Raw genomic sequence first — 21,905 nt, forward strand, 5'->3', positions numbered from 1 at the left:
ACTGCATTGACCTCAGCACCGCTGACGCCGCTCAACCGCCTGCGCAAGGCTTGGCGCGACAAGCGCCCGACCTTCGGCGCGATCGCGACCATTCCGAGCATCCAGACCGTGCAGATCATGGCGCAGTCGCTGGACTGGATCATCGTCGATCTCGAACACGGCCCGATCGATCTCGGCACCGCGCATGCGATGATCGTGGCCACCTCAGGGACGCCGTGCGTGCCGATGGTGCGGATCGCGGCCAACGAGCCGCACCTCGCCAAGGCGCCGATGGACATCGGCGCGCTCGGCATCAACTTTCCGATGATTTGCAACCGCGGCGACGCCGAGAAGGCCGCGCGCAGCGTGCGCTATCCGCCGAAGGGCGACCGGCTCTGGGGGCCGTTCCATGCGCCGTTCCGCTGGGGCGTCTCGATGAACGACTACATGGCGACCGCCGACGACGACATGATCTGCATGATCACGATCGAGCATGTCGATGCCGTGAACCGGATCGACGAGATCATGGCGACACGCGGCATCGACCTCGCGGTGATCGGACCCGGCGATCTCGCCACCTCGATCAACAAGCGCGGCCTGCCTGACGACCCCGAAGTCGTCGCGCTGATGCAGCGCGCCGAAGAAGGCATCATGAAGAGCGGCGTGCCGATCGGCGGCGTCGCGCGCACCGCCGAGCAGGCCAATGCGATGATCGAGCGGGGTTACCTCGCGCTCGCGCTCGGGTTCGACTGGTCGCTGTTCCAGCGCGGCATCGCCGCCGCGGTCGCCGGGATCAAGCGGTAGGCGTGACGCGTGGCTGACAGCGCGCTTCGCGCGCTCACCTGCCGACGAGCGAGTTCCAATCACGTCATCGAGGAGCCACGGCGACGCTCAGCGGCGTGCCTTCAGCATCGTGCCTGTGGGTGAGCACGGCAATTGCCCAAACAGCTTGTAAGCCCCGCGTAAGCAAGGCCGCACAGATTCCACGACAGCCTGCGCTATTGGATGAACGGACTAATCCCAATGTCGAAACCAAAGATCACACAACGCTTGCTTTCCGCCGCGATTCCGCACTGCTAGACTTTCGCGCCTTGCGAGGAAAATGCATGTTCAGGAAATTGCTGCTCACCGTGGTTGCCTTTGCCGGTGCCGGCGCTGCCCTTGCGCAGCAGAGCGGCATCAAGCGGACACCGCTGCGGAAGGTCGATTTCCCGGCGGGCTACAACACGGTTACGGCGATTGCCGAGGTTTCGGCGGGGGGGGGGTGCGTCGGGTCGTCACAGCCATCCCGGCGCTGAAACCGGCTATGTGCTCGAAGGCGAGCTGGAACTTGTGATCGACGGCAAGCCGCCGCTGAAGCTGAAGGCGGGCGGTTCCTACCGGATCCCGGAAGGTGCGGTGCACGACGCCAAAACTTCCGGCGACAAACCGCTCAAGGTGCTAGGGGTCTACGTGGTCAAGGCCGGCGAGCCCTTGGCCAAACCGGCGCCGTGAGCCGAACCTGTCGGCCTCCGACCAGTTGGTTCATGTTGGCTTCAGGTGCGGCGAGCAACCATTCGAGCTCGCCGGGCCTTTGTTTTTTGCCTGATTGCAGAGATATGAACCGAACAGATGCGCGGTAAATTTCATCGGATTTCACTGCCGCGCCGTCTCGTCGCCGATCTGATGTACGCGTCCGCCGGCGTGCCGTTCGTCTCCCTGACACGCTCGCTGAACGTTCGTGCGGTGGTCGAGGCCCGCGCACGCGCGGCGCAGGCGCCGGGCTGGGCCTCGATCTTCGTCAAGGCATTCGCGCTGGTCGCCAAGACCGAGCCGACCCTGCGCACGCTGCACGTCAAATGGCCGTGGCCCTGCCTCTACGAATTGCCGCGCAGCGTCGGCATGGTGGCCGTTGCGCGCGTTGAGAAGGGCGAGGACTGCGTGCTGTTCGAGCGCGTCTGCGCAGCCGACGAGATGGCGCTCGGCGATGTCGACGCGCTGATCCGGCGCGCCAAGACCGCGCCGCTGCACGAGATCCCCTCATTCCGCAAAACCCTCTGTGTGACGCGCCTGCCGTTTCCGCTGCGCCGCCTGGCATGGGCGATCGGGATGAATTTCGGCCGACAGCGCGCCAATTTCTGCGGCAGCTTCGGCGTCACCTCGGTTGCAGCCTATGGCCCGGGCGAGTTGCACGCGCTGAGCCCGGGACCATTCCTGCTGAGCTATGGCGTGATCAAGCCGGACCACACCATCGATGTGGTGCTGCGCTGGGACCACCTGGTCTGCGACGCCGCCCTGATCGCGCAGACCCTGACCCGGCTCGAGCAGGTGCTCGGCGGCGAAATCGCCGCCGAATTGGGCGCGATCCGGCCGCAAGCCGACGCCCGGCCGGTCCGAGCCGCCGGAACCCGGCTTTGAGCGGCGAAAGGGGGCGATTTTGACGCCGATTCGGCCCAATCGCCCCGCGTTTTGTTTGACAGAGCCCGACTTTCTCCTTAAGACCACCCTTGCTCGCGGGCCGGTTTCGGCCCGCGATGCGTTTCGCGACCCGTGGTTCTCCCCGAGCTTTCGAGGCGAACCTGTCGGTACGGGCCTTTTGGCCGGTACACAGGAGGGCGCGTCTCCTCAAACCTGAAACTGACAAAACGCCGGGCGCTTCGTGCGACGGCTATCAAAGAGGACGCGATGACAAAGCGCAGTGAGGCGAAGTACAAGATCGATCGCCGCATGGGCCAGAATATCTGGGGCCGCCCGAAGAGCCCCGTGAACCGCCGCGAATACGGCCCCGGCCAGCACGGCCAGCGCCGCAAGGGCAAGCTCTCCGACTTCGGCGTGCAGCTCCGCGCCAAGCAGAAGCTCAAGGGCTACTACGCCAACATTTCCGAGCGCCAGTTCCACGGCATCTATGTCGAGGCCAGCCGCCTGAAGGGCGACACCGGCGAGAACCTGATCGGCCTGCTCGAGCGCCGTCTCGACACCGTGGTCTATCGCGCCAAGTTCGTCGCCACGATGTTCGCCGCGCGCCAGTTCATCAACCACGGCCATGTCAAGGTGAACGGCCGCAAGGTCAACATCGGCAGCTACAAGCTGAAGGTCGGCGACACCATCGAGGTCAAGGAATCCTCCAAGCAGCTCACCCCGGTGCTGGAAGCCGCCCAGTTGCCCGAGCGCGACCTGCCCGACTTCCTCGAAGTCGATCATGGCAAGATGACCGCGAAGTTCGTCCGCATCCCGGCGCTCGGCGACGTACCGTTCCCGGTGCAGATGGAGCCGCATCTGATCGTCGAATTCTATTCGCGCTGATCACAGCAGCATTGCGAGATCCGAAAGGCCCCGGTTTTGCCGGGGCCTTTTTGTTTGGCTACAGTCGCGGCACCTCGACCGAGAGAAACATCATGCACTACACCCCTGCCCGGCCCGATCCCAAGGCGCCCGCCGTCCGCATCAACCTGTTGTCGGACACCCAAACCAAGCCGACGCCGGCGATGCGGGAGGCGATGGCGAGGGCGGAGGTCGGCGACGAGCAGGTCGGTGACGATCCGACCACCAACGAGCTCTGCGCCCGCGTCGCCGATCTGCTCGGCAAGGAAGCCGCCGTCTTCATGCCGTCGGGCACGATGTGCAACGTCGCGGCGACGCTGGCCTATTGCCGCCCCGGCGACGAGATCCTGGCGCACGCGACCGCGCATATCATCGCCCGCGAGGGCGGCGCACATGCCGCGCTCGGCGGCTTCCAGATCACGCAGCTGCCGGGCGATGACGGCCAGTTCACGCCGGAGACGTTTCGCGCCGCGCTGCATCCGCGCACCCGCTACCAGCCGCCGCAGGTGCTCGTCAGCGTCGAGCAGACCGCCAATATCGGCGGCGGCACGATCTGGAAGAAGACCGCGCTCGACGAGGTCGTGCGCATCGCCAAGGACCATGGGCTTGTGACCCACATGGACGGGGCGCGGCTGCTGAACGCGACGGTCGCCTCTGGCATCTCGCCGCACGACATGACGGCGGGCTGGGATTCCGCCTGGATCGATTTCTCCAAGGGCCTCGGCGCGCCGATCGGCGGCGTGATATCAGGCACCCGCGCCTTCATCGACGACGTCTGGCGCTGGAAGCAGCGGCTCGGCGGCTCGATGCGGCAGTCCGGCGTCTGTGCCGCCGCCTGCATCTACGCGCTCGATCACCATGTCGATCGCCTCGCCGACGACCACGCCAATGCGCGGGCGCTGGCGCGCGGGCTATCGCAGATCAACGGCATCGCCGTGCAGGCGCCCGAGACCAACCTCGTCTTTTTCAAGCCCGACGGCGCCGGCGTGTCGGGCGACAAGATGGTCAGCGAGCTGCGCAAGCGCGGCGTGACGCTCGCAATGATGGACGGCCGGATCAGGGCCTGCACGCATCTCGACGTGACGGCCGCGATGATCGAGGAAGCGGTCGGTCACGTCAGGGACATCGTGCGCGGGGCATAGCTACGTAGCCCGAGCGTCTACCGCCCCATCGCTTGATAGATCAGCGTCTTCAGCTCCTGCTGGATCCGGCCGCGCTGTGACGGCGTCTGCACCATGAAGATCCCGAACAGATCGTCGGCAGGATCGATGAAGAAGAACGTGCCGCCGACGCCGTCCCAGCGATATTCGCCGAGCGGCCAGGCCGTGTTCGGCGGCACCGAGATACGGACCGCGAAGCCGAGGCCGAAGCCGGAGTTCGGGCCCGGATAATAGTTCTTGTCGCGCACGACACCGGTTTCGGGACCGCTGTGATCCGAAGCCATCAGCGCGATGGTTTCCGGTTTCAGATAGCGCTTCCCCCCATAGCTGCCGCCGTTCAACAGCATCTGCGAGAAGCGTGCATAGTCGCCGACGGTGCCGACCATGCCGCCGCCGCCCGACTCCCAGCGCAGCGGCTTGCGCGGGTCGCGAACCTCGGCCACCGGGCTGATCCTGCGATCCTTCGGCATCGGCTCGGCGATCAGCGGCCATTTCGCCCGGTCGGCAACATAGAATGCGGTCTCGTTCATCCCGAGCGGGCCGAGCAGCCGCTCCTTCTCGACCTGGAACAGGGGTTTCCCCGAGATTACCTCGATGACGCGGCCGAGCACGTCGGTGGAATGGCCGTAGTCCCATTGCGTGCCGGGTTGTTCGGCGAGCGGCAGCGCCGCGAGCCGCGCCGTGAATTCGGCATTGTCGGGATCGTTGTCGAACAGGCCGGCATCGGCGTAGGTCTTGTTCACGACACCGCCGCCATAATAGCCGTAGGGCAGTCCTGCCGTGTGGCGCATCAGGTCTTCGATCGTCACCTGACGCTTGAGCGGCTCCAGCGTCATCGTCGCCTTGCCCTCATCACCGCGCTTTTCGACGCCGACCTTCATGTCGGCAAAGGCCGGGATGTATTTCGACACCGGGTCGGTGAGCGCGAGCTTGCCCTCCTCCACCAGCATCATGGCGATGACTGACGTGATCGGCTTCGACATCGAATAGAGTCGGAAGATGGTATCCGCGCTCATCGAGAGTTCGGTTGCGACGTCGCGAACCCCGAAATTCTCGTAATAGACCGGCTTGCCGTGCTGCTGCAGCAGCAGGATCGCGCCCGGGATCTTCCCGGCCGCGACCTCGTTCCTGACAAAGTCGGAGACCTTGGCAAGGCCCTCCGCCGAGAAGCTATGCGCGGCCGGCCCCGCGGAGCCGGCCTGCGCAACCGTTGCGACGAGAGCGACCGCGAGTGCCGCGACGAACGCGCGGCACTCGTGCATATCAGTTTTCCATGGCTTCATAGACGAGTTGCTTCAGCATCCGCTGGATGGGCTGGCGCTGGCTCGGTGTTTGCTCCAGCAGGATGAAGAACATGTCCTGCTTGCGGTCAATCACGTAATAGCAGCCGCTTGCTCCGTCCCACTTCAGTTCACCGAGATCGCCGGGCGGCGGCGGCTTCGCAGTGCCCGGATCGGTACGCACCGCGATGCCAAGCCCAAAACCGAAGCCGTCGCCGGGGAAGTAGAAAAAGTCGCGCGCGACGCCGGAGCCCGGGCCGACGCGGTCGGTCGTCAGTTCCTTGAATGTCTCGGGCTTCATGATGGTCTTGCCGTCGAGGGTGCCCCCGTTGAGGAGCATTTGCGCGAAGCGCGCGTAATCCGCCATGGTCGAGACCATGCCGCCGCTGGCAGATTCCCATTTCTTCACCTTGGTCGGATCGTTGACCCGGCCGACCCGGAAGTCGCTGTCGTTCGGCATCGGCTCCGCCATCAGCTTCTGCTTCTCGGGATCGGTGACGAAGAAGCCGGTGTCCTTCATCCCAAGCGGGTCGAGCAGCCTTTCGCGCTCGATCGTCGAGAGCTTCTCGCCGGTGGTCACCTCCATCACGCGTGCCAGGATGTCGGTGGAATGGCCGTATTGCCAAAGCTCGCCGGGCTGGTTGTGCAGCGGCAGCTTGGCGATCCGCTCGGCGAATTCGGCGAGGTCGAAATCGCCGCCATAGATGTTGGCTTCCTTGTAGGCCTTGCGGACCAGGCTGTCGCCATAGAAGCCGTAGGTGATGCCCGACGTATGCGTCATCAAATCGAGGATCGTGATCGGGCGCTGCGGCGGCACCAGTTCGAGCGTCTTGGTGCCGTCCTCGGCCTTCTTCTCGACGCCGACCTTCACATTGGCAAAGGACGGGATGTATTTCGAGACGGGATCATCGAGCTTGTATTTTCCCTCCTCCAGCAGCTGCATCGACACCACGGCGGTGATCGACTTGGACATCGAAGCCAGCCGGAAGATGGTCTTGTCGGTGATCGGCGCCTTGCTGACCACGTCCTGCACGCCGAAGGCCTCGTGATACACCGGCTTGCCGTGCTGCTGGATCAGGACGATGGCGCCGGGAATCTTTCCGGTCTCGACCTCGTTCTTGAAGAACTCGCTGATCTTGGCGAGCTTGTCGGGGTTGAAATGCGCGCCCGCCGGAATCTCGTAGGTGCCCTCGGTGTGCGCGTACGCCAACGATGCCGCCAGCAACACCGCGCCGGCTGCGGCGGCGCACGTCAAACGAAGTGAATGCATTTGATTGATCCCTCCCCGGAAATCACGGGGAAGTGTAGCGGCGGTATCATCAGGCACAAGGGCTACCGAAGGCGTCCAGCACCTCCTGATAAAGCTCACCGCTCTGGACCGAGAAGCAGCAGAAAACCACTTGCGTGACACTTGGGGCTGACGACAGGGCATCGACGACAGCTTTGACGGCGATTTTGGCGGCCCGATCAGCCGGGAAGCGGTAGATGCCGGTGGAGATCGCAGGGAAAGCGACAGACTGAAGCCCGTGCTTTTCACAGAGCTCCATCGAGCGGCGATAGCAGGATGCAAGCAGACTGTCCTCGTCGAGCTTGCCGCCATTCCACACCGGACCGACCGCATGGATGACGTGCTTGGCAGGCAGCCGATACCCTTTGGTGATCTTGGCCTCGCCAGTCTTGCAACCGTGAAGCATACGGCATTCGGCGACCAGATCCGGCCCGGCAGCGTCGTGAATCGCGCCGTCGACGCCGCCAAGCAGCGACGAATTGGCCGCGTTGACGATGGCGTCAACGCGCAGGGTCGTGATGTCGGTAACGATGACTTCGAGCCGCGCCTTGCCGATCTGGCGCGCCGTCAAGGTCAGGCAGCCACGTCGACCGGGATGCCCTTGTCAGCAAACAGCTGCTGCAATTCACCGGCCTGGAACATCTCGCGGATGATGTCGCAACCGCCGACGAACTCGCCCTTCACATAGAGCTGCGGAATCGTCGGCCAGTTCGAATAGACCTTGATGCCGTCGCGCAGCTCGGCCGATTCCAGAACGTTGAGGCCCTTGTAGCCGACGCCGATGTGGTCGAGGATTTGCACGACCTGACCGGAAAACCCGCACTGCGGGAAGTGCGGCGTGCCCTTCATGAACAGCACGACGTCGTTCGACTTCACTTCGTTGTCGATGAATTGCTCGATGCTCATTTTCGCTTCCTTCGGGGGCGGCGCTCTCAAGCCTTGCGGGCTGGCCCACCCTTCTAACCCGTGACTGGCTATATATGTAGCTCAAACCATTGTGCATCCAAAGCAAAATGGCGAAAATCTGGCATGCGGCGCGGGCCGGACGGCACCGCAAAAAGGGCCGGGATTATCTGACGGCCCCAATATCATCACGGGGGAGGCTTTTTTCCCGTAACGGAGCCCCTATCTAGGACGAACTGTCCGTCTGGAACCAGTTTACCGAAGCAACGTTCTCCCCTTGAATCGGAGACCATCGTTGACGAAACCAGCCTCTGCCGCGGCCGCCATTCCCGGCACCTCCCCGTCATTGTCCTCCGAATCCGGTTCGCTCGCGCAGCGGCTGGTGGACGCCTATCGCGCGGTCCGCGAGGAGACCGAGCGCCGGACCGCGCCGCTGTCGGCGGAAGACCAGCTGATCCAGTCGATGCCGGATGCGAGCCCCGCCAAGTGGCACCGCGCCCACACGACCTGGTTCTTCGAGCAGTTTCTGCTCGGCGAGCACGTCAAGGGCTACACGCCGTTCCACCCGGACTACGCCTATCTGTTCAATTCCTATTACGTCAGCGCCGGCCCCCGCCATGCGCGCCACCAGCGCGGCCATCTGACCCGTCCGACCGCCGACGAAGTCACCGCCTACCGCCGCCATGTCGACGCCGAGGTGGTGAAATTCTTCCAGACCGCCCCGACGGACAAGCTCGCGGCGCTGGTGCCGCTGGTCGAGGTCGGGCTCAATCACGAGCAGCAGCATCAGGAGCTGATGTACACCGACATCCTGCATGCCTTCGCACAGAACCCGATCCCGCCGGCCTACGATCCGGCGTGGCGCTTCCCGGCATCGCAGCGCGGGCCCGAGGAATGGGTGACGCTCAACGAGGGCATCCACACCGTCGGCCACGCCGACGACAGCTTCCATTTCGACAATGAGAAGCCCGCGCATCGCGCGCTGGTCGGCCCGGTCAAGCTCGCCAAGAACCTCGTCACCAATGCCGACTGGCTCGCCTTCATGAAGGACGGCGGCTACTCCACCGCCACGCTGTGGCTGATGGACGGCTTCGGCACGGTGAGCAACGAGGGCTGGCAGGCGCCGGGCCACTGGCGCGAGATCGACGGCGAATGGAAGATCATGACGCTCGGCGGTTTGCAGCCGCTCGATCCGCAGGCTCCCGTTTGCCACGTCAGCTACTACGAAGCCGACGCTTTTGCCCGCTGGGCCGACAAGCATCTGCCGACCGAGATGGAATGGGAGGTCGCGGCCCGCGCCGGCCTGCTCAACGACGCCCACGGCATCGTCTGGCAATGGACCCGCAGCGCCTATTCGCCCTACCCGGGCTACCGCGCGATCGAAGGCGCGCTCGGCGAGTACAACGGCAAGTTCATGGTCAACCAGCTCGTGCTGCGCGGCTCGTCGCTGGCGACGCCGGCCGGTCACAGCCGTGTCACCTACCGCAACTTCTTCTATCCGCACCATCGCTGGCAATTCACGGGGTTGCGCCTCGCCGACTATGCCTGATTGAGTCCTGTCGACATCGATAACGCGTCGGTAAGCGCGTTCGGGAGAGTATCATGAATGTGCATGCCGCCGCTTTGGCCAAAGCGTATCCGTTCGACGAAGCGACCTTGGCGTTTGCCGGCGATGTGATCGGCGATCTCGCCCGTCACCCGAAACGGCTGTCACCGAAATATTTCTACGACGCCACCGGCTCGGAGCTGTTCGAGCAGATCACGGTGCTGCCGGAATATTATCCGACGCGCACCGAGCTCGGCATCCTGCGCGACCGCGGCAACGAGATCGCCGCGATCATTCCGGACGGCGCAGCGCTGGTCGAGTTCGGCGCCGGCGCGACCACCAAGGTGCGCCTCTTGCTCGAGCACTGCGAATTCGCGGCCTATGTGCCGGTCGATATTTCCGGCGATTTCCTCAAGGCCCAGACCGATGGCCTGCGCCGGGATTTCCCGGGTCTCGGCATCTATCCGGTCGCCGCCGATTTCACCACGCCGTTCGCGCTGCCCGAAGCCGTCGCCGCCATGCCGAAGGTCGGCTTCTTCCCGGGCTCGACGCTCGGCAATTTCGAGCCAAGCGAGGCCTTGGCCTTCCTGCGCAGCGCGCGCAAGATCCTCGGCCACGGCGCGCAGATGATCATCGGCGTCGACCTCGAGAAGGACGAGCGCGTGCTGTACGACGCCTATAACGACGCGGCCGGCGTCACCGCCCGCTTCAACCTCAATGTGCTGGTTCGGATCAACCGCGAGCTCGGCGGCAATTTCGACCTGTCGGGCTTCACCCACCGCTCGATCTACAACCGCGACCGCCACCGCATCGAGATGCACCTGATCAGCCGCAAGGCGCAGACCGTGCGCATCCTCGGCAACACCTTTGCGTTCCGTCCGGGCGAGAGCATCCACACCGAAAACAGCTACAAATACTCGCTCGAGCGATTCACCGCGCTCGCCCGCAGCGCGGGCTGGACGGTGCGCGACAGCTGGACCGACGCCAACACCATGTTCTCGGTGCACGCGTTGGTCGCGGACTAAAACCAAAACCGGGGGATGGGGCAACAATCATGGGCCGGCGTGCGCTGCAGATCGCGACGGCCCTGCTCGCCCTCGTCCCCATCCTGACCGGCATCATCACCATGCTCGGCGTGAGCGATCCGCTCTACGCCTCGTCGGGCGTTCCGGCGCTGCCGGTGCTCGACAGCAATCTGCGCTTCTTCGGCGGGGTCTGGCTCGGTCTCGGCCTTGCTCTGCTCTGGCTGGTGCCGCGCATCGAAACCGAGAGCGTGCTGTTCCGCGTGGTCTGGGGCGGCATCTTCCTCGGCGGCATCGGCAGGCTGCTGTCGATGGCGATGGTCGGCCTGCCGCCGCTGCCCTTCGTGGGCTTCACTGCGCTCGAGGTGATCGGCGCCCCGCTGTTCGTCTATTGGCAGCACCGCGTGGCCACCGCCGGTCGCAGGTAGCGACCCGCGCTATTCTTCCTCCCCGCTCGACCGCAGCGAGATCGATTCCCACGCCGCGACCACGATCATGATCGCGGTGGTGACGATCGAAAGCACCAGCGGCGACATCTCGCGGGCGAAATAGGCCGTGATCGCAAATGCCACGATGCCTATGCCGTGCGAGAGCTGCAGGAAGTTGCGGATCACGTATTTGAACAGGATGGTCCCGACCAGGAACAGCGCGGGGCCGCCGACCGAGCTCACGATGGTCTTCAGGTCGGAATGGCCGGACGGGTGCTTCAGCACCAGTTCGTCGGCGACTGCGGTGAGGATGATGCCGCCGACGATCGGCATATGCAGATAGGTGTAGGCGATCCGCGCCACGCGGCCGGATTCCTCGGACTTGGAGATCATGTCCGCGCCGGCCTCGGCGCCCTTGTGGAAATAGATCCACCACATCGCGATGCTGCCGACCAGCGCCGAGATGAATGCGGCGACATTCTCCAGCGTCCAGGTCAGATCGGCAAAGGTCGCGCCGTCGACCACGATGGCCTCGCCGAGCGCAATGATGATGAAGCCAGCGCAGCGCTCGGCCATGTGGCCGCCCTCGACCGACCAGGCCTCCATCGAGGAGAAGCCGAGCCCAGGGGTCCAGAACCGCAGAGCCGGCGCGACGTATTCGATGGCCAGCGCAGCGATCCACAGCCACATCCGCGTCTCGTGCTCGGCGAAGCCGCCGAGGATCCAGAGCACGGCCGAGCAGGACAGCCAGGTCAGGATGCGGATCGCGTTGTGGCGCACCGCGGTCCGGCGCCGCGGCGTCGCCAGCAGCCAGAACGCGGTGCGGCCGACCTGCATCGCCGCATAGGTCCCGGCAAACCACAGCCCGCGGCCCTCGAAGGCGGTCGGGATCGAGGTCGACAGCAACAGCCCGCCCAGCATCAGCACGAACAGCAGCAGGCGGACCGGCGTCAGGTCGGGATTGAGCCAGTTGGTGACCCAGGTAGTGTAGACCCACACCCACCACACCGCGAGGAACAGCACCGTGACCTGCACCGCGCCGAGCGGGGTGAACTGGTGCAGCAGCGTGTGCGACAGCTGCGTGACGGCAAAGACGAAGACGAGGTCGAAGAACAGCTCGGCATTGGTGACGCGACTGTGCTGGTTCGGCACGATGACGCGAAACATCGCGCCGCGCGGATTGTCTGCCATCGCTTGGGGCCCCCGCCCGCTGGCCGGAGCCCTAGCCTTCCGGCACGCCGGTCTGCAGGGCCAGCGCGTGCAGCACGCCGCCCATCTGACCCTTCAGCGATTGGTAGACGATTTGATGCTGCTGAACGCGGGACTTGCCGCGGAATGACTCGGAAACGACAGTGGCCGCGTAGTGGTCGCCGTCGCCGGCCAGATCACGGATCGTCACCTCGGCATCAGGGATCGCTGCCTTGATCATCGATTCGATATCACGGGCGTCCATCGGCATCCCAGTCCACCTCCGTCAGGTCATTCGAATCAGGGCCGATTCGGCCAGGAAAACTAAGACGAAACCTAAGATAAAACCTCAGACAAAACCTAGCGCTTGAGGTCTTCTAGGTCATCCTGGGGCACACTATATTCCCATTCCCAGCGATTTAAACCTGCATCAATCGGTCACAAGCCATCACGCCGAAATGACCAGAAGAGGCGCAGAATCATGAAGCTCCCCGGCCCCGACCATCCGATCACGATCACGCCCAATGCCAAACGTGTCCGCGTCACCGCCGACGGCGTCGTCATTGCCGAGACCACCCATGCGCTGACCTTGAAGGAAGCGAGCTATCCGGCCGTGCAATACGTCCCCCGGCAGGACGCCAACATGGAGCTGTTGACCCGCACCGAGCGGACCACGCATTGCCCCTACAAGGGGGACGCGAGCTATTTCAGCATCAAGGCCAACGGCAAGACGCTGGACAATGCGATCTGGACCTACGAGGCGCCCTTTCCGGCCATGACCGAGATCGCCGGCCACCTCGCCTTCTATCCGGACAAGGTGAAGATCGAGGAAGTCGCCTAGACCGTCGCGCCTGCCGCACGCGCCGTGCCTCGCCCGGCCGGTTCGGCGTGCCTGAAAAAGCGGAAATGCCCGGGCGAGGCCCGGGCATGACGACGGGAGTGTTCGGCCGGATCGCCGCTAGACCCTGAATATCGTGAGCCCGAGGATCAGCAGCACCAGGAAGATCACGACGAACACGTAGAACAGGAAGCGCGCGATGTCGGCGGAGGCGGCGGAAATGCCGGTGAAGCCGAGCAGGCCCGCGATGATCGAGACGACAAGGAAGACCAACGCCCATTTCAGCAGTGTCATTGCTTGCTCCACAAAACCGCGTGCGCTCAGCGCGTCCACCCGACAACGCCCGCCACCGACCCCGGTTCCAGAACGAAACAGATCACTGAAATGACCGACCTCGACACCTCGGAATCGGGACGATTGGGCCTTGCTGAATCGGGTTCCCGATTGCAACATTCGGCTGCAGACCCGGCTGGGGGCACCATGAAATCGATTGCTCACGCGGCTCCCGCCGTCGATGTCCAGGCAGCACCGAAGCTCCACAAGCGCAACGTCGCCCTGGACCGTGCACGCACCTTCCTGACGCTGGTCGTGCTGCTGCATCACGCGGTGATCCCCTACACCCATTTCGGCCACACCGACCCGACGTCCTGGATCGGCTTCGACGGCGTGGTGCTTGCCACCGACAGCTTCTTCATGGCGATGTTCTTCTTCCTGTCGGGGCTGTTCGTCTGGCCCGGGCTCGGCCACAAGCCGTGGCTGATCTTCCTGCGCGACCGGCTGCTGCGGCTCGGCCTGCCCTTCGTGGTCTGCGCGTTCACCGTGATTCCGATCGCCTATTACGCGATCGCACTGCGCGCGACGCCGGACCTGACCTTCTCCGAATTCTGGTGGAGGACCATGATTTTCGGACCTTGGCCGAGCGGCCCGGTCTGGTTCGTCTGGGTCTTGATGACCTTCGACGTGACGGCGAGCGTGCTGTACCGGGTGTCATCGCGCCTGCTCGAGCCGATCAACCGTCTGTCGATCAAGGGATTTGAACGTCCCTCGAAGTTCTGGCTGTTCCTCGTCGTCGTCAGTGCCGCAGCCTACCTGCCGATGCTGGTCCATTACGGCCAGAACTACTGGTTCGAGCTCGGACCGTTCTCGGTGCAGGCGAGCCGGGTGCTGCTGTATGCGTCCTACTTCTTCATCGGTGCAGGGGTTGGAGCGGCAAACCTCGAGGGCGGCCTGCTCAGCGCGCACGGACGGCTGACCGAGCGGCGCTGGTTCTGGACCGGCATCACGGTGATCCCCTACTGCTTGATGTGGGTGATGATCTACATCAAGCGCGAGATCATCGGTAACCCCGATCCGCTGCCGGGCTGGTATCTCGCGTCCTACGGCACCTTCTACGTGCTGTTCAGCGCCTCGATCCTGTTCGCGATCCTGGCCTACTTCCTGCAATCGAAGGCGCAGGGACCGACGCTGCTCGACCGCATGCAGGGCGACGCCTACGGCATGTTCCTGGTGCACTATCCGATCGTGCTGTGGCTGCAATACTGGCAGTTCGATATGGAATTGCCGGCGATCGCCAAGGCCGCGATCGCGTTCTTCGCCACCGTGGCGCTGAGCTGGGCCGCCACAGCCGTGCTGCGCAAGCTGCCGGGCGCCAAATACGTGCTGTAACTACGCCGGACGTAGTATTCGCGACGTCGAGACTGCGCTCCCTCTCCCGCTTGCGGGGCAGCGCCGGGTGGAGTCTCTCTCCGCGCATCCCACTTGGGGAGCGCTGACGGCAAGATTGCGGCCAACAAGTTGCGCACAACCTGCCATTGGTCACATGTGGCCATGTGATTCTCGGTTATGCTGGCCGGACTGCTGACCCTAGGGAGTCCTGAGATGAACGACCCTCAAGTTGGATGGATCGCCGCAATCATCGTCGGCGGATTGGCCGGCTGGCTCGCCGAGATGTTCATGAAGACCGGAACCGGCATCTTCATGAATATCATCCTCGGCATCGTCGGCGCCGCGCTGGCGAACTGGCTGTTGGGTCTGCTCGGCGTGTCGCTCGGCGGCGGATGGATCGGCTTTCTCGTCGCCGGCTTCATCGGCGCCTGCATCATCATCTTTGCGTGGCGCGCGATCCGCGGCGCGACGTAGGCTTGATCCGCAGGGACCGCGGTCGAACAGAAGATAATAGCGCGATGATGAGTTCATCGCGCTATTGAAATAGTTGCTTCGCGCCGCAGCGCCTAATCCTGCCGGATCAGGCGGCAGCGCCGTGCATGTAGTTCGGCAGCCAGTGCTCGAAGGCGCGGGACAGGCTTTCGATCGTCACAGGCGGCTCGCCGGCGACCGCAATCGCGTCGCCGCCGGTGGTGCCGATGCGCGCACAGGGCACGCCGGCGCCCTTCATCTTGGCCAGCACGAGGCCTGCGTCGGCCGCAGGCACGGTGACGATGTAGCGCGCCTGATCCTCGCCGAACCAATAGGCATGCGGCACGATCGAGGACGGCGCCGCCAAGAGCTGCGCGCCGATGCCGCTTGCGATCGCCATCTCGGCGAGCGCGATCAGGAGCCCGCCGTCGGAGACGTCATGCGCCGCACTCGCGGTGCCGGCGTGGATCATGCCGCGCACCACGTCACCGTTGCGCTTCTCGGTGGCGAGATCGACCGGCGGCGGAGCGCCCTCCTCGCGGCCGCAGACATCGCGCAGGTAGACCGACTGGCCGAGCCAGCCTTGCGTGTCGCCGACCAGCAGTATCGCTTCGCCGGCCGCCTTGAACGCCAGGGTCGCCGACTTCGTGAAGTCGTCGAGCAGGCCGACGCCGCCGATCGAGGGCGTCGGCAGGATGCCGCGGCCGTTGGTCTCGTTGTAGAGCGAGACGTTGCCGGACACGACCGGGAAGTCCAGCGCGCGGCAGGCTTCCGAAATGCCCTTCAGGCAGCCGACGAACTGGCCCATGATCTCGGGCCGCTCCGGATTGCCGAAGTTGAGATTGTCGGTGATCGCGAGCGGCCGGCCGCCGACCGCGGTGATGTTGCGCCAGGCTTCGGCCACCGCCTGCTTGCCGCCCTCGAACGGATCGGCCTCGCAATAGCGCGGCGTGACGTCGACAGTGAGCGCAAGTCCCTTCGGCCCGTCCTCGACGCGGACCACCGCGGCGTCGCCGCCGGGACGCTGCACGGTATTGCCCAGGATGACGTGGTCGTACTGCTCCCAGACCCAGCGCTTCGAGCACAGTTCGGGCGTGCCGATCAGCTTGGTCAGCGCCTCTGCGATGCCGAGCGGCGGCTTGACGTCCTGCCCGCGGATCACCGGCAGCGCAGTCGATGCGACGTGCGGGCGGTCATAGACCGGCGCCTCGTCGCCGAGCTCCTTGATCGGCAGATCGGCCATCACGTCGCCGCCATGCTTGACGACGAAGCGCTTGCTCGGCGTGGTGTAGCCGACGATGGCGAAATCGAGCCCCCATTTGCGGAAGATCGCTTCGGCCTCTTTCTCCTTCTCGGGCTTGAGCACCATGAGCATGCGCTCCTGGCTCTCCGAGAGCATCATCTCGTAGGCGCTCATGCCGGTCTCGCGGGTCGGCACCGCGTCGAGATCGAGATCGACGCCGAGATCGCCCTTGGCGCCCATCTCGACCGCCGAGCAGGTCAGGCCGGCCGCGCCCATGTCCTGGATCGCGACCACGCAATCGGCCGCCATGATCTCTAGGCAGGCTTCGAGCAAAAGTTTCTCGGCGAAGGGATCGCCGACCTGCACGGTCGGGCGCTTCTCCTCGGAGGCGTCGTCGAATTCGGCCGACGCCATCGAGGCGCCGTGGATGCCGTCGCGGCCGGTCTTGGAGCCGAGATAGACGATCGGCATGTTCACGCCGGAGGCCGCCGCGTAGAAGATCTTGTCGGCGTCGGCGAGGCCGACCGCCATCGCGTTGACCAGGATGTTGCCGTCATAGCGGGTGTGGAAGCGCACCTGGCCGCCGACCGTCGGCACGCCGAACGAATTGCCGTAGCCGCCGACGCCCGCGACCACGCCGGACACCAGATGCCGGGTCTTGGGGTGCTCGGGGGCGCCGAAGCTCAGGGCGTTCAGGCAGGCGATCGGGCGGGCGCCCATGGTGAAGACGTCGCGCAAGATGCCGCCGACGCCGGTGGTCGCGCCCTGGTAGGGCTCGATGTAGCTCGGATGGTTGTGGCTCTCCATCTTGAAGACCACGGCCTGGCCGTCGCCGATATCGATCACGCCGGCATTCTCGCCGGGGCCCTGGATCACCCAGGGCGCCTTGGTCGGCAGCCCGCGCAGATGGATGCGCGACGACTTGTACGAGCAATGCTCGTTCCACATCGCCGAGAAGATGCCGAGCTCGGTGAAGGTCGGAACCCGCCCGATCAGCTTCAGGATGCGCTCGTACTCGTCCGGCTTAAGGCCGTGGGCGGCGACGAGTTCGGGGGTGATTTGGGGCTCGTTCTTGGGCGCGGTCATGGGACCCTTATTAGGTAGATCGAACGGGGGCGAAAAGGCCTTTTACGGCCCATTTCCGGCCTGTCCAGAGCTTTGCGGCGGTTTGGCGCGGCCCGGGATTTGCAGCCCGGAATTGCACCTGGGATTTGCACAATGGGGATGGATCGGATTTAAGGTCCCGAACCCGATAATTGAAGGCCAGATTTCGTGAACGAGCTCGCCAAGACCGCACTCACTACGGCATTCAACCGCCGCCCCGACCTGCACGTCGAGACCGAAGGCGAATTCGCCGGCTGGCGAACCTGGACCCGGGACAGTTTCGAGACCCATACCGGCCCGTTTTACCACCGCATGGACGAGAACGGCCGCATCGCTTGCGCCTTCCGGGTCGGCCCGAAGCACCTCAACGGCTCCGGCAACGTTCATGGCGGCTGCCTCATGACGTTCGCGGATTACTGCCTGTTCGCGCTCGCCTCCCCGGTGCTCCAGGGCCCCGGGGTCACGGTCTCGTTCGCTTCGGAATTCCTCGACGCCGCCCGCGAGGGTGCCTTGATCGAATGCAGCGGCGAGGTCACCCGCGCCGGTGGATCGCTGATCTTCGTGCGCGGCATGCTGACATCGGCCGAGCGGCCGCTGTTCAGCTTCTCCGGCACCATCAAGCGGACGAAGCGCAAGGCGCCGGCGGCGACGACAGCGTAAAGCGCGCCGGAGGCCGCTCCGATTGAATCGGAACGGGCTCCGGATTTTTCGTCGACGCGTTTTCTTCACGTGAACCGCTACCTTCGAGCGAAAACGCTTCGCGTCTGTGGACACACACCGTCATCCAGCCGTTACATCGCCGCGGGTTGAATCAACAGCACAGCGCTAGCGCGTTGTGTTCACGCGCGTTTGTCGCGTGAAGCCATGCACACGCCGGCTGTGACGCGACGACATGCTGTCGTTGCGTCGTCGCGCGCGCGTCACATGCACGTCAGCCAAGCCCCCGAAGATTGCTGAACGGTTTCTGTTTGTGCATTCGCGCAGCGAGGTTGGGGCATTCTCATGAAATTGAAGACGTTTGCTTCCGTCACGTCGGTGATGTCGCTTGTCGCATCGCTGGCGTGCGTTGCAACTCCGGCGCGTGCCGGCCAGGACGGCGACAATGGCGATCGCGGTGTCGGCGAGTCCCGCGGTCACGATCAGGATCAGGACCATGACGGCGAGCATCATGGCCGCAAGCCGCGCGTGGTGATGATCTCGCTCGATGGTGCCAAGCCCGATTTCATCCAGAAATTCATCGAGGAAGGCGTGCTGCCGCGCGACGGCGGCCTCGCCCGGCTCAGCCGGCGCGGCGCAGTAGCACTGCAGAACGTGACGGCGTCACCGTCGCTCACCGCGGTCTCGCACATTGCGATCGCGACCGGTTCGACGGCGGTCCATAACGACATCCCTTCCAACACGTTCGAGCCGATCGTCGGCCCGATCTCCAGCAGCATCAGCGGCTTCGCGGCGCCGATCGGCGGCTACAACGAAAGCCCGCTCGGGCCGTCCGCGCACCCGACGGCACAGCCGCTCTGGGTGCAGCTGCGCCAGCAGGGCAAGAAGGTCATCACCGCGACGTGGCCCGGCGGCGACGGCGCCGACATCTCGATCAACAAGACCGTGGTGCAGCCGGCCCAGCCGACCCGCGTGACCGACTTCACGGTGCCGTTCGGCGCATTCGGCGGCATCGGGGCCCAGGGCTTCTCACTGTCGCGCGGCGACTTCACGACCGATCCCGGCATCGTCGCGGCGCTGCAGGCAGCCGGCCGTTTCTCGTTCAGCCCGGTGCTGGTGACCTCGGCGCCGATCGAGACGTTCTCATGTTCCGCGGCGGCGACCGCGACCTGCACCAACGCCTCGACGCTCGACGTCAAATATTCGATCCGCGTCGCCGCCATCGACACCACCAACGACCGCAAGGTGAACTACGACACGCTGGTGTTCTTCGATGCCAACCGTGGCATCACCGCAGGACCGTTCCACGCGCCGTCGACCGGCCCGGCCTACGTCAAGTTCGGCGGCGAGAACGCGCCGTTCTTCTTCGAGGGCAGCGGGGCGAAGGTCGGCGCCGCGTACTCCGTCTCGGCGCTGTCGCCGGACCTCTCGGTGGTGCGCTTCGCCCGCTATAGTGCCAACTTCATCCCACGCAACACGCCGGTGCTGGCCGACGTCGACGACATCAACAACAACATCGGGTTCTGGCGTCCACAGGCCGACTTCCGGATTCCGGAGCGGCTGAGCCCCGGCTTCACCAACTTCCCCGACGTCGAGATCGAGACGATGTTCGAGGACATGGTGAAGACCTTCGTGCGCTACCAGGCCAATATCGGCGAGCGCGCGATCAAGACCCATCCCGACGCCGATCTCGTCATGGTCTATATCGAGCAGCCCGACGGCTCCGAGCACCAATTCCTGCTGACCGATCCGCGCCAGGGCACCAGCCCGACCGACCCGAATTCGATCGGCGCCAACCAGGATCCTGCCAAGGTCAAGCGCTACGCATCCTACATTCGCTTCGCCTACCAGACCGCGGATAAGGCAGTGAAGCAGATTGCCGACGCGGCGGGCCGCGACAGCAACGTCATCGTGGTGTCGGACCACGGCTTCGCGCCGTTCCATACCTCGGTCAATCTCACCAACATCCTCCGCAGCGCGGGTATCGACACCAGCAAGGTCGGGATCCGCACCTCCGGCCCGGCCGCCGACATCTACGTCAATCTGCAGAACCGCGAGCTCGGCGGCACCGTCGATCTGGCGACCTATCGTACCCTGGTCGCGCAGATCACCGACGCGGTGCGGAACGCGGTTGACCCCAATGCGCGCTTCAACTACTCGCTCAAGGATCAGCGCATCTTCACCGTCGTCGAGACCCGGCCGCTGCAATGCGACGCCGGTACCGGACAGTGCACCAGCAAGACCGTCGGCCAGGACTATGGCGACGTGTTCGCGCTGATGGCCCCCGGCTACAATTTCGACGGCATCCAGAACCCCGGCGTCGCGCGCCAGGGCGATGCGCCGTTCAATTCGGCAACCACCGCGCTGTCGATGCCGAACTTCTACGGCGCCCACGGTCACGACCCCGAGCTTCCCGTGATGAGCGCGACGTTCATCGCCGCGGGGCCGCAGATCCGCAAGGACACCGTGGTCAGGCACATGCGCAATATCGACGTGGCGCCGACCATCATGCGGCTCCTCGGCACCACACCGCACCGGGTCGACGGCGAGGTGCTGAGCGAGGTCCTGCGTTAGGATCCTTCGGCAAATTCAGTGCGGTGGACGCCGGCCGGCGTCCACCGCCTCCCCGATTTGCGGCCCGGAATCATCACGCGCGCGGCGTGCCGAAACGCACGATCGCCTCGGCAAGCGGAATGTGACCGACGCAGGCTCCTGACCCCGGACTGCTCTCGCCCTTCTCCAGCGCCGTCGCGTAGATCACGGCCGGATCGGCCTCCAGCCGTGCGCGGAGTGCGGCCAGTTTCGGCCAGCGATTGCGGCCGGCGACGGCGTGGAAATCGAGCCAGCGCGCGACACCGATCAGCAACCCATCCGCCAAAGTCGGGTGGTCACCGAGCAGGAACGGCGCATCGCCGATCAGCTCCTCGAGCCTGTCGTGCCGCTGCACGACATTGCCTTGCCCCCACTGCCGCAGCGCAGACTGCATCGCGGGATTCGGCGTCTGCATCTCCAGCGCCGCCCACAGCGGACTGAACGCCGCGGTGAAGCCGGTGTTCACGAAAGCCATCAGCTGACGCATCCGGTCGGCCTGCGGCGACAACGGGTCGAAGCTGATGCGGCGCTCGGTATCGCGTGCCGCGAGCCAGCTTGCGATCGCCATGTTCTCGGTGAGCACACCGCCCTGGTCTGTGACGAAGGCCGGCGTCTCATGCCGCGGATTGATCCGCGCATAGGAGGGATCGCGCATTTCGCCGAGCATGTCGACGCGGCAAAGGCGATAGGGCTTGCGTAGCCATTCGAGAGCTGCAACGAGCCCCATGGAGCTTCCCAGCGGGAAGCCATAGATGAGGATAGGTTCCATGATGTGTCTCCGGTGATGTCTGGCGATCACGCTGCGCAGCGGAGCCGGACCCTATTCGCCACATCCGTGAAGTAAATTACGCACCTTTTTGTAACCACGAGCCGCCATGAAATCTCTCGTCTCCCGCTGCCCGATCGAGGAAGTGATGCAGATCCTGAGCGGCCGCTGGCCGACGCTCTTGATCTATTATCTGAAGCAGGGCACCAAGCGCTTCAGCGACCTGCGTCGCGACAACCCGACCATCTCGCACAAGATGCTGACCCTGGAGCTTCGCAAGCTGGAGGACGCCGGCATCGTCGAGCGCACCGAATTCGAAGGCTATCCGCTGCGCGTCGAATACCAGCTCACGCCGGCCGGCCACCGGCTCGTGCCGCTGATCGACGCTCTGGGTGAATGGTGGGAAACAGCGTTGGATGCCGGTGTCGCTAGCAACGAACCGGCCGTTTCGAAGACCGTGGTGCGTGACTGAACG

22 protein-coding genes and 1 pseudogene are annotated in these 21,905 nt (G+C 64.8%); 14 read left to right on the forward strand and 9 right to left on the reverse strand.

The genetic code is table 11. From position 1 onward, the window contains the following. Window positions 1-6: 6 nt before the first annotated feature. The 5 genes and pseudogenes from HU230_RS19135 (at window position 7) to HU230_RS19155 (ending at window position 4,421) form a co-directional block, all read left to right on the forward strand. Window positions 7-783, forward strand: coding sequence for an HpcH/HpaI aldolase family protein (locus tag HU230_RS19135; protein ID WP_176530329.1), 777 nt, complete (start codon window positions 7-9; stop codon window positions 781-783). A 302-nt stretch (window positions 784-1,085) separates the two neighbouring features. Next, window positions 1,086-1,473 (forward strand): annotated as a pseudogene (locus HU230_RS19140) (cupin domain-containing protein). Between the two features lie 117 nt (window positions 1,474-1,590). After that, window positions 1,591-2,376, forward strand: coding sequence for an acyltransferase (locus tag HU230_RS19145; RefSeq protein ID WP_176530328.1), 786 nt, complete (start codon window positions 1,591-1,593; stop codon window positions 2,374-2,376). Between the two features lie 267 nt (window positions 2,377-2,643). Further along, window positions 2,644-3,261, forward strand: coding sequence for a 30S ribosomal protein S4 (gene rpsD / locus HU230_RS19150; RefSeq protein WP_176530327.1), 618 nt, complete (start codon window positions 2,644-2,646; stop codon window positions 3,259-3,261). Between the two features lie 92 nt (window positions 3,262-3,353). Continuing rightward, complete coding sequence (locus tag HU230_RS19155) at window positions 3,354-4,421, forward strand: threonine aldolase family protein (RefSeq protein WP_176530326.1); 1,068 nt, start codon at window positions 3,354-3,356, stop codon at window positions 4,419-4,421. Window positions 4,422-4,438: 17 nt separating this feature from the next. Here HU230_RS19155 and HU230_RS19160 read toward each other — a convergent pair whose 3' ends face one another. The 4 genes from HU230_RS19160 to grxD are packed head-to-tail and all read right to left on the reverse strand — an operon-like array spanning window position 4,439 to window position 7,913. Next, a complete protein-coding gene (locus HU230_RS19160; RefSeq protein WP_420840879.1) occupies window positions 4,439-5,722 on the reverse strand; it encodes a serine hydrolase domain-containing protein in 1,284 nt (427 codons plus the stop codon). After that, complete coding sequence (locus HU230_RS19165) at window positions 5,703-6,989, reverse strand: serine hydrolase domain-containing protein (protein WP_176530324.1); 1,287 nt, start codon at window positions 6,987-6,989, stop codon at window positions 5,703-5,705. The genes HU230_RS19160 and HU230_RS19165 overlap by 20 nt, the downstream gene beginning before the upstream one ends. Before the next feature lie 49 nt (window positions 6,990-7,038). Next, window positions 7,039-7,584 carry an O-acetyl-ADP-ribose deacetylase gene (locus tag HU230_RS19170; RefSeq protein ID WP_176534961.1) on the reverse strand — a complete coding sequence of 182 codons (546 nt, stop codon included), beginning with the start codon at window positions 7,582-7,584 and terminating at the stop codon, window positions 7,039-7,041. Then, complete coding sequence (gene grxD, locus HU230_RS19175) at window positions 7,581-7,913, reverse strand: Grx4 family monothiol glutaredoxin (RefSeq protein WP_176530323.1); 333 nt, start codon at window positions 7,911-7,913, stop codon at window positions 7,581-7,583. Before grxD ends, HU230_RS19170 begins: the two co-directional genes overlap by 4 nt. Window positions 7,914-8,205: 292 nt before the next feature. On the opposite strand from grxD, the gene egtB reads away from it, so the two are divergent. The 3 genes from egtB to HU230_RS19190 are packed head-to-tail and all read left to right on the forward strand — an operon-like array spanning window position 8,206 to window position 10,906. Further along, a complete protein-coding gene (gene egtB / locus HU230_RS19180) occupies window positions 8,206-9,459 on the forward strand; it encodes an ergothioneine biosynthesis protein EgtB (protein WP_176530322.1) in 1,254 nt (417 codons plus the stop codon). Window positions 9,460-9,512: 53 nt separating this feature from the next. Next, window positions 9,513-10,481, forward strand: a complete 969-nt coding sequence (egtD, locus tag HU230_RS19185; protein ID WP_176530321.1) for an L-histidine N(alpha)-methyltransferase — start codon at window positions 9,513-9,515, stop codon at window positions 10,479-10,481. A gap of 29 nt (window positions 10,482-10,510) precedes the next feature. Then, a complete protein-coding gene (locus HU230_RS19190) occupies window positions 10,511-10,906 on the forward strand; it encodes a DUF4345 domain-containing protein (RefSeq protein ID WP_176530320.1) in 396 nt (131 codons plus the stop codon). 9 nt (window positions 10,907-10,915) lie between these two features. Here HU230_RS19190 and HU230_RS19195 read toward each other — a convergent pair whose 3' ends face one another. Both HU230_RS19195 and HU230_RS19200 read right to left on the reverse strand, forming a co-directional pair. Beyond that, window positions 10,916-12,097: a low temperature requirement protein A gene (locus tag HU230_RS19195; RefSeq protein ID WP_176530319.1), complete on the reverse strand. Its 1,182-nt coding sequence runs from the start codon at window positions 12,095-12,097 to the stop codon at window positions 10,916-10,918. A gap of 31 nt (window positions 12,098-12,128) precedes the next feature. Then, a complete protein-coding gene (locus HU230_RS19200; RefSeq protein WP_021077843.1) occupies window positions 12,129-12,365 on the reverse strand; it encodes a BolA family protein in 237 nt (78 codons plus the stop codon). Window positions 12,366-12,575: 210 nt separating this feature from the next. On the opposite strand from HU230_RS19200, the gene HU230_RS19205 reads away from it, so the two are divergent. Beyond that, window positions 12,576-12,935: a DUF427 domain-containing protein gene (locus tag HU230_RS19205; protein WP_176530318.1), complete on the forward strand. Its 360-nt coding sequence runs from the start codon at window positions 12,576-12,578 to the stop codon at window positions 12,933-12,935. A 117-nt stretch (window positions 12,936-13,052) separates the two neighbouring features. Here the strand turns inward: HU230_RS19205 and HU230_RS19210 are convergent, their stop codons facing one another. Then, the gene (locus HU230_RS19210) at window positions 13,053-13,226 is read right to left on the reverse strand and encodes a DUF1328 domain-containing protein (protein WP_021077845.1); all 174 of its coding nucleotides are present in this window, start codon (window positions 13,224-13,226) and stop codon (window positions 13,053-13,055) included. 186 nt (window positions 13,227-13,412) lie between these two features. On the opposite strand from HU230_RS19210, the gene HU230_RS19215 reads away from it, so the two are divergent. Further along, window positions 13,413-14,597 (forward strand): acyltransferase family protein, encoded by a 1,185-nt coding sequence (locus HU230_RS19215; RefSeq protein WP_176530317.1) that lies wholly within the window; start codon window positions 13,413-13,415, stop codon window positions 14,595-14,597. Window positions 14,598-14,810: 213 nt separating this feature from the next. Continuing rightward, the gene (locus HU230_RS19220) at window positions 14,811-15,071 is read left to right on the forward strand and encodes a GlsB/YeaQ/YmgE family stress response membrane protein (protein ID WP_176530316.1); all 261 of its coding nucleotides are present in this window, start codon (window positions 14,811-14,813) and stop codon (window positions 15,069-15,071) included. Between the two features lie 106 nt (window positions 15,072-15,177). Here the strand turns inward: HU230_RS19220 and purL are convergent, their stop codons facing one another. Further along, window positions 15,178-17,397 (reverse strand): phosphoribosylformylglycinamidine synthase subunit PurL, encoded by a 2,220-nt coding sequence (gene purL, locus HU230_RS19225; protein WP_176530315.1) that lies wholly within the window; start codon window positions 17,395-17,397, stop codon window positions 15,178-15,180. 186 nt (window positions 17,398-17,583) lie between these two features. On the opposite strand from purL, the gene HU230_RS19230 reads away from it, so the two are divergent. Then, complete coding sequence (locus HU230_RS19230) at window positions 17,584-18,075, forward strand: PaaI family thioesterase (RefSeq protein ID WP_176530314.1); 492 nt, start codon at window positions 17,584-17,586, stop codon at window positions 18,073-18,075. 342 nt (window positions 18,076-18,417) lie between these two features. After that, complete coding sequence (locus tag HU230_RS19235) at window positions 18,418-20,646, forward strand: alkaline phosphatase family protein (protein WP_176530313.1); 2,229 nt, start codon at window positions 18,418-18,420, stop codon at window positions 20,644-20,646. A 73-nt stretch (window positions 20,647-20,719) separates the two neighbouring features. Here HU230_RS19235 and HU230_RS19240 read toward each other — a convergent pair whose 3' ends face one another. Continuing rightward, window positions 20,720-21,433 (reverse strand): glutathione S-transferase family protein, encoded by a 714-nt coding sequence (locus tag HU230_RS19240; protein ID WP_176530312.1) that lies wholly within the window; start codon window positions 21,431-21,433, stop codon window positions 20,720-20,722. 106 nt (window positions 21,434-21,539) lie between these two features. Between HU230_RS19240 and HU230_RS19245 the strand changes: the two genes are divergently transcribed. Beyond that, entirely contained in the window at window positions 21,540-21,902 is a 363-nt protein-coding gene (locus HU230_RS19245) for a winged helix-turn-helix transcriptional regulator (protein WP_176530311.1), read from the forward strand. Window positions 21,903-21,905 lie beyond the last annotated feature (3 nt).

The sequence above is a fragment of the Bradyrhizobium quebecense genome, from assembly GCF_013373795.3.
Lineage (GTDB): Bacteria > Pseudomonadota > Alphaproteobacteria > Rhizobiales > Xanthobacteraceae > Bradyrhizobium > Bradyrhizobium quebecense.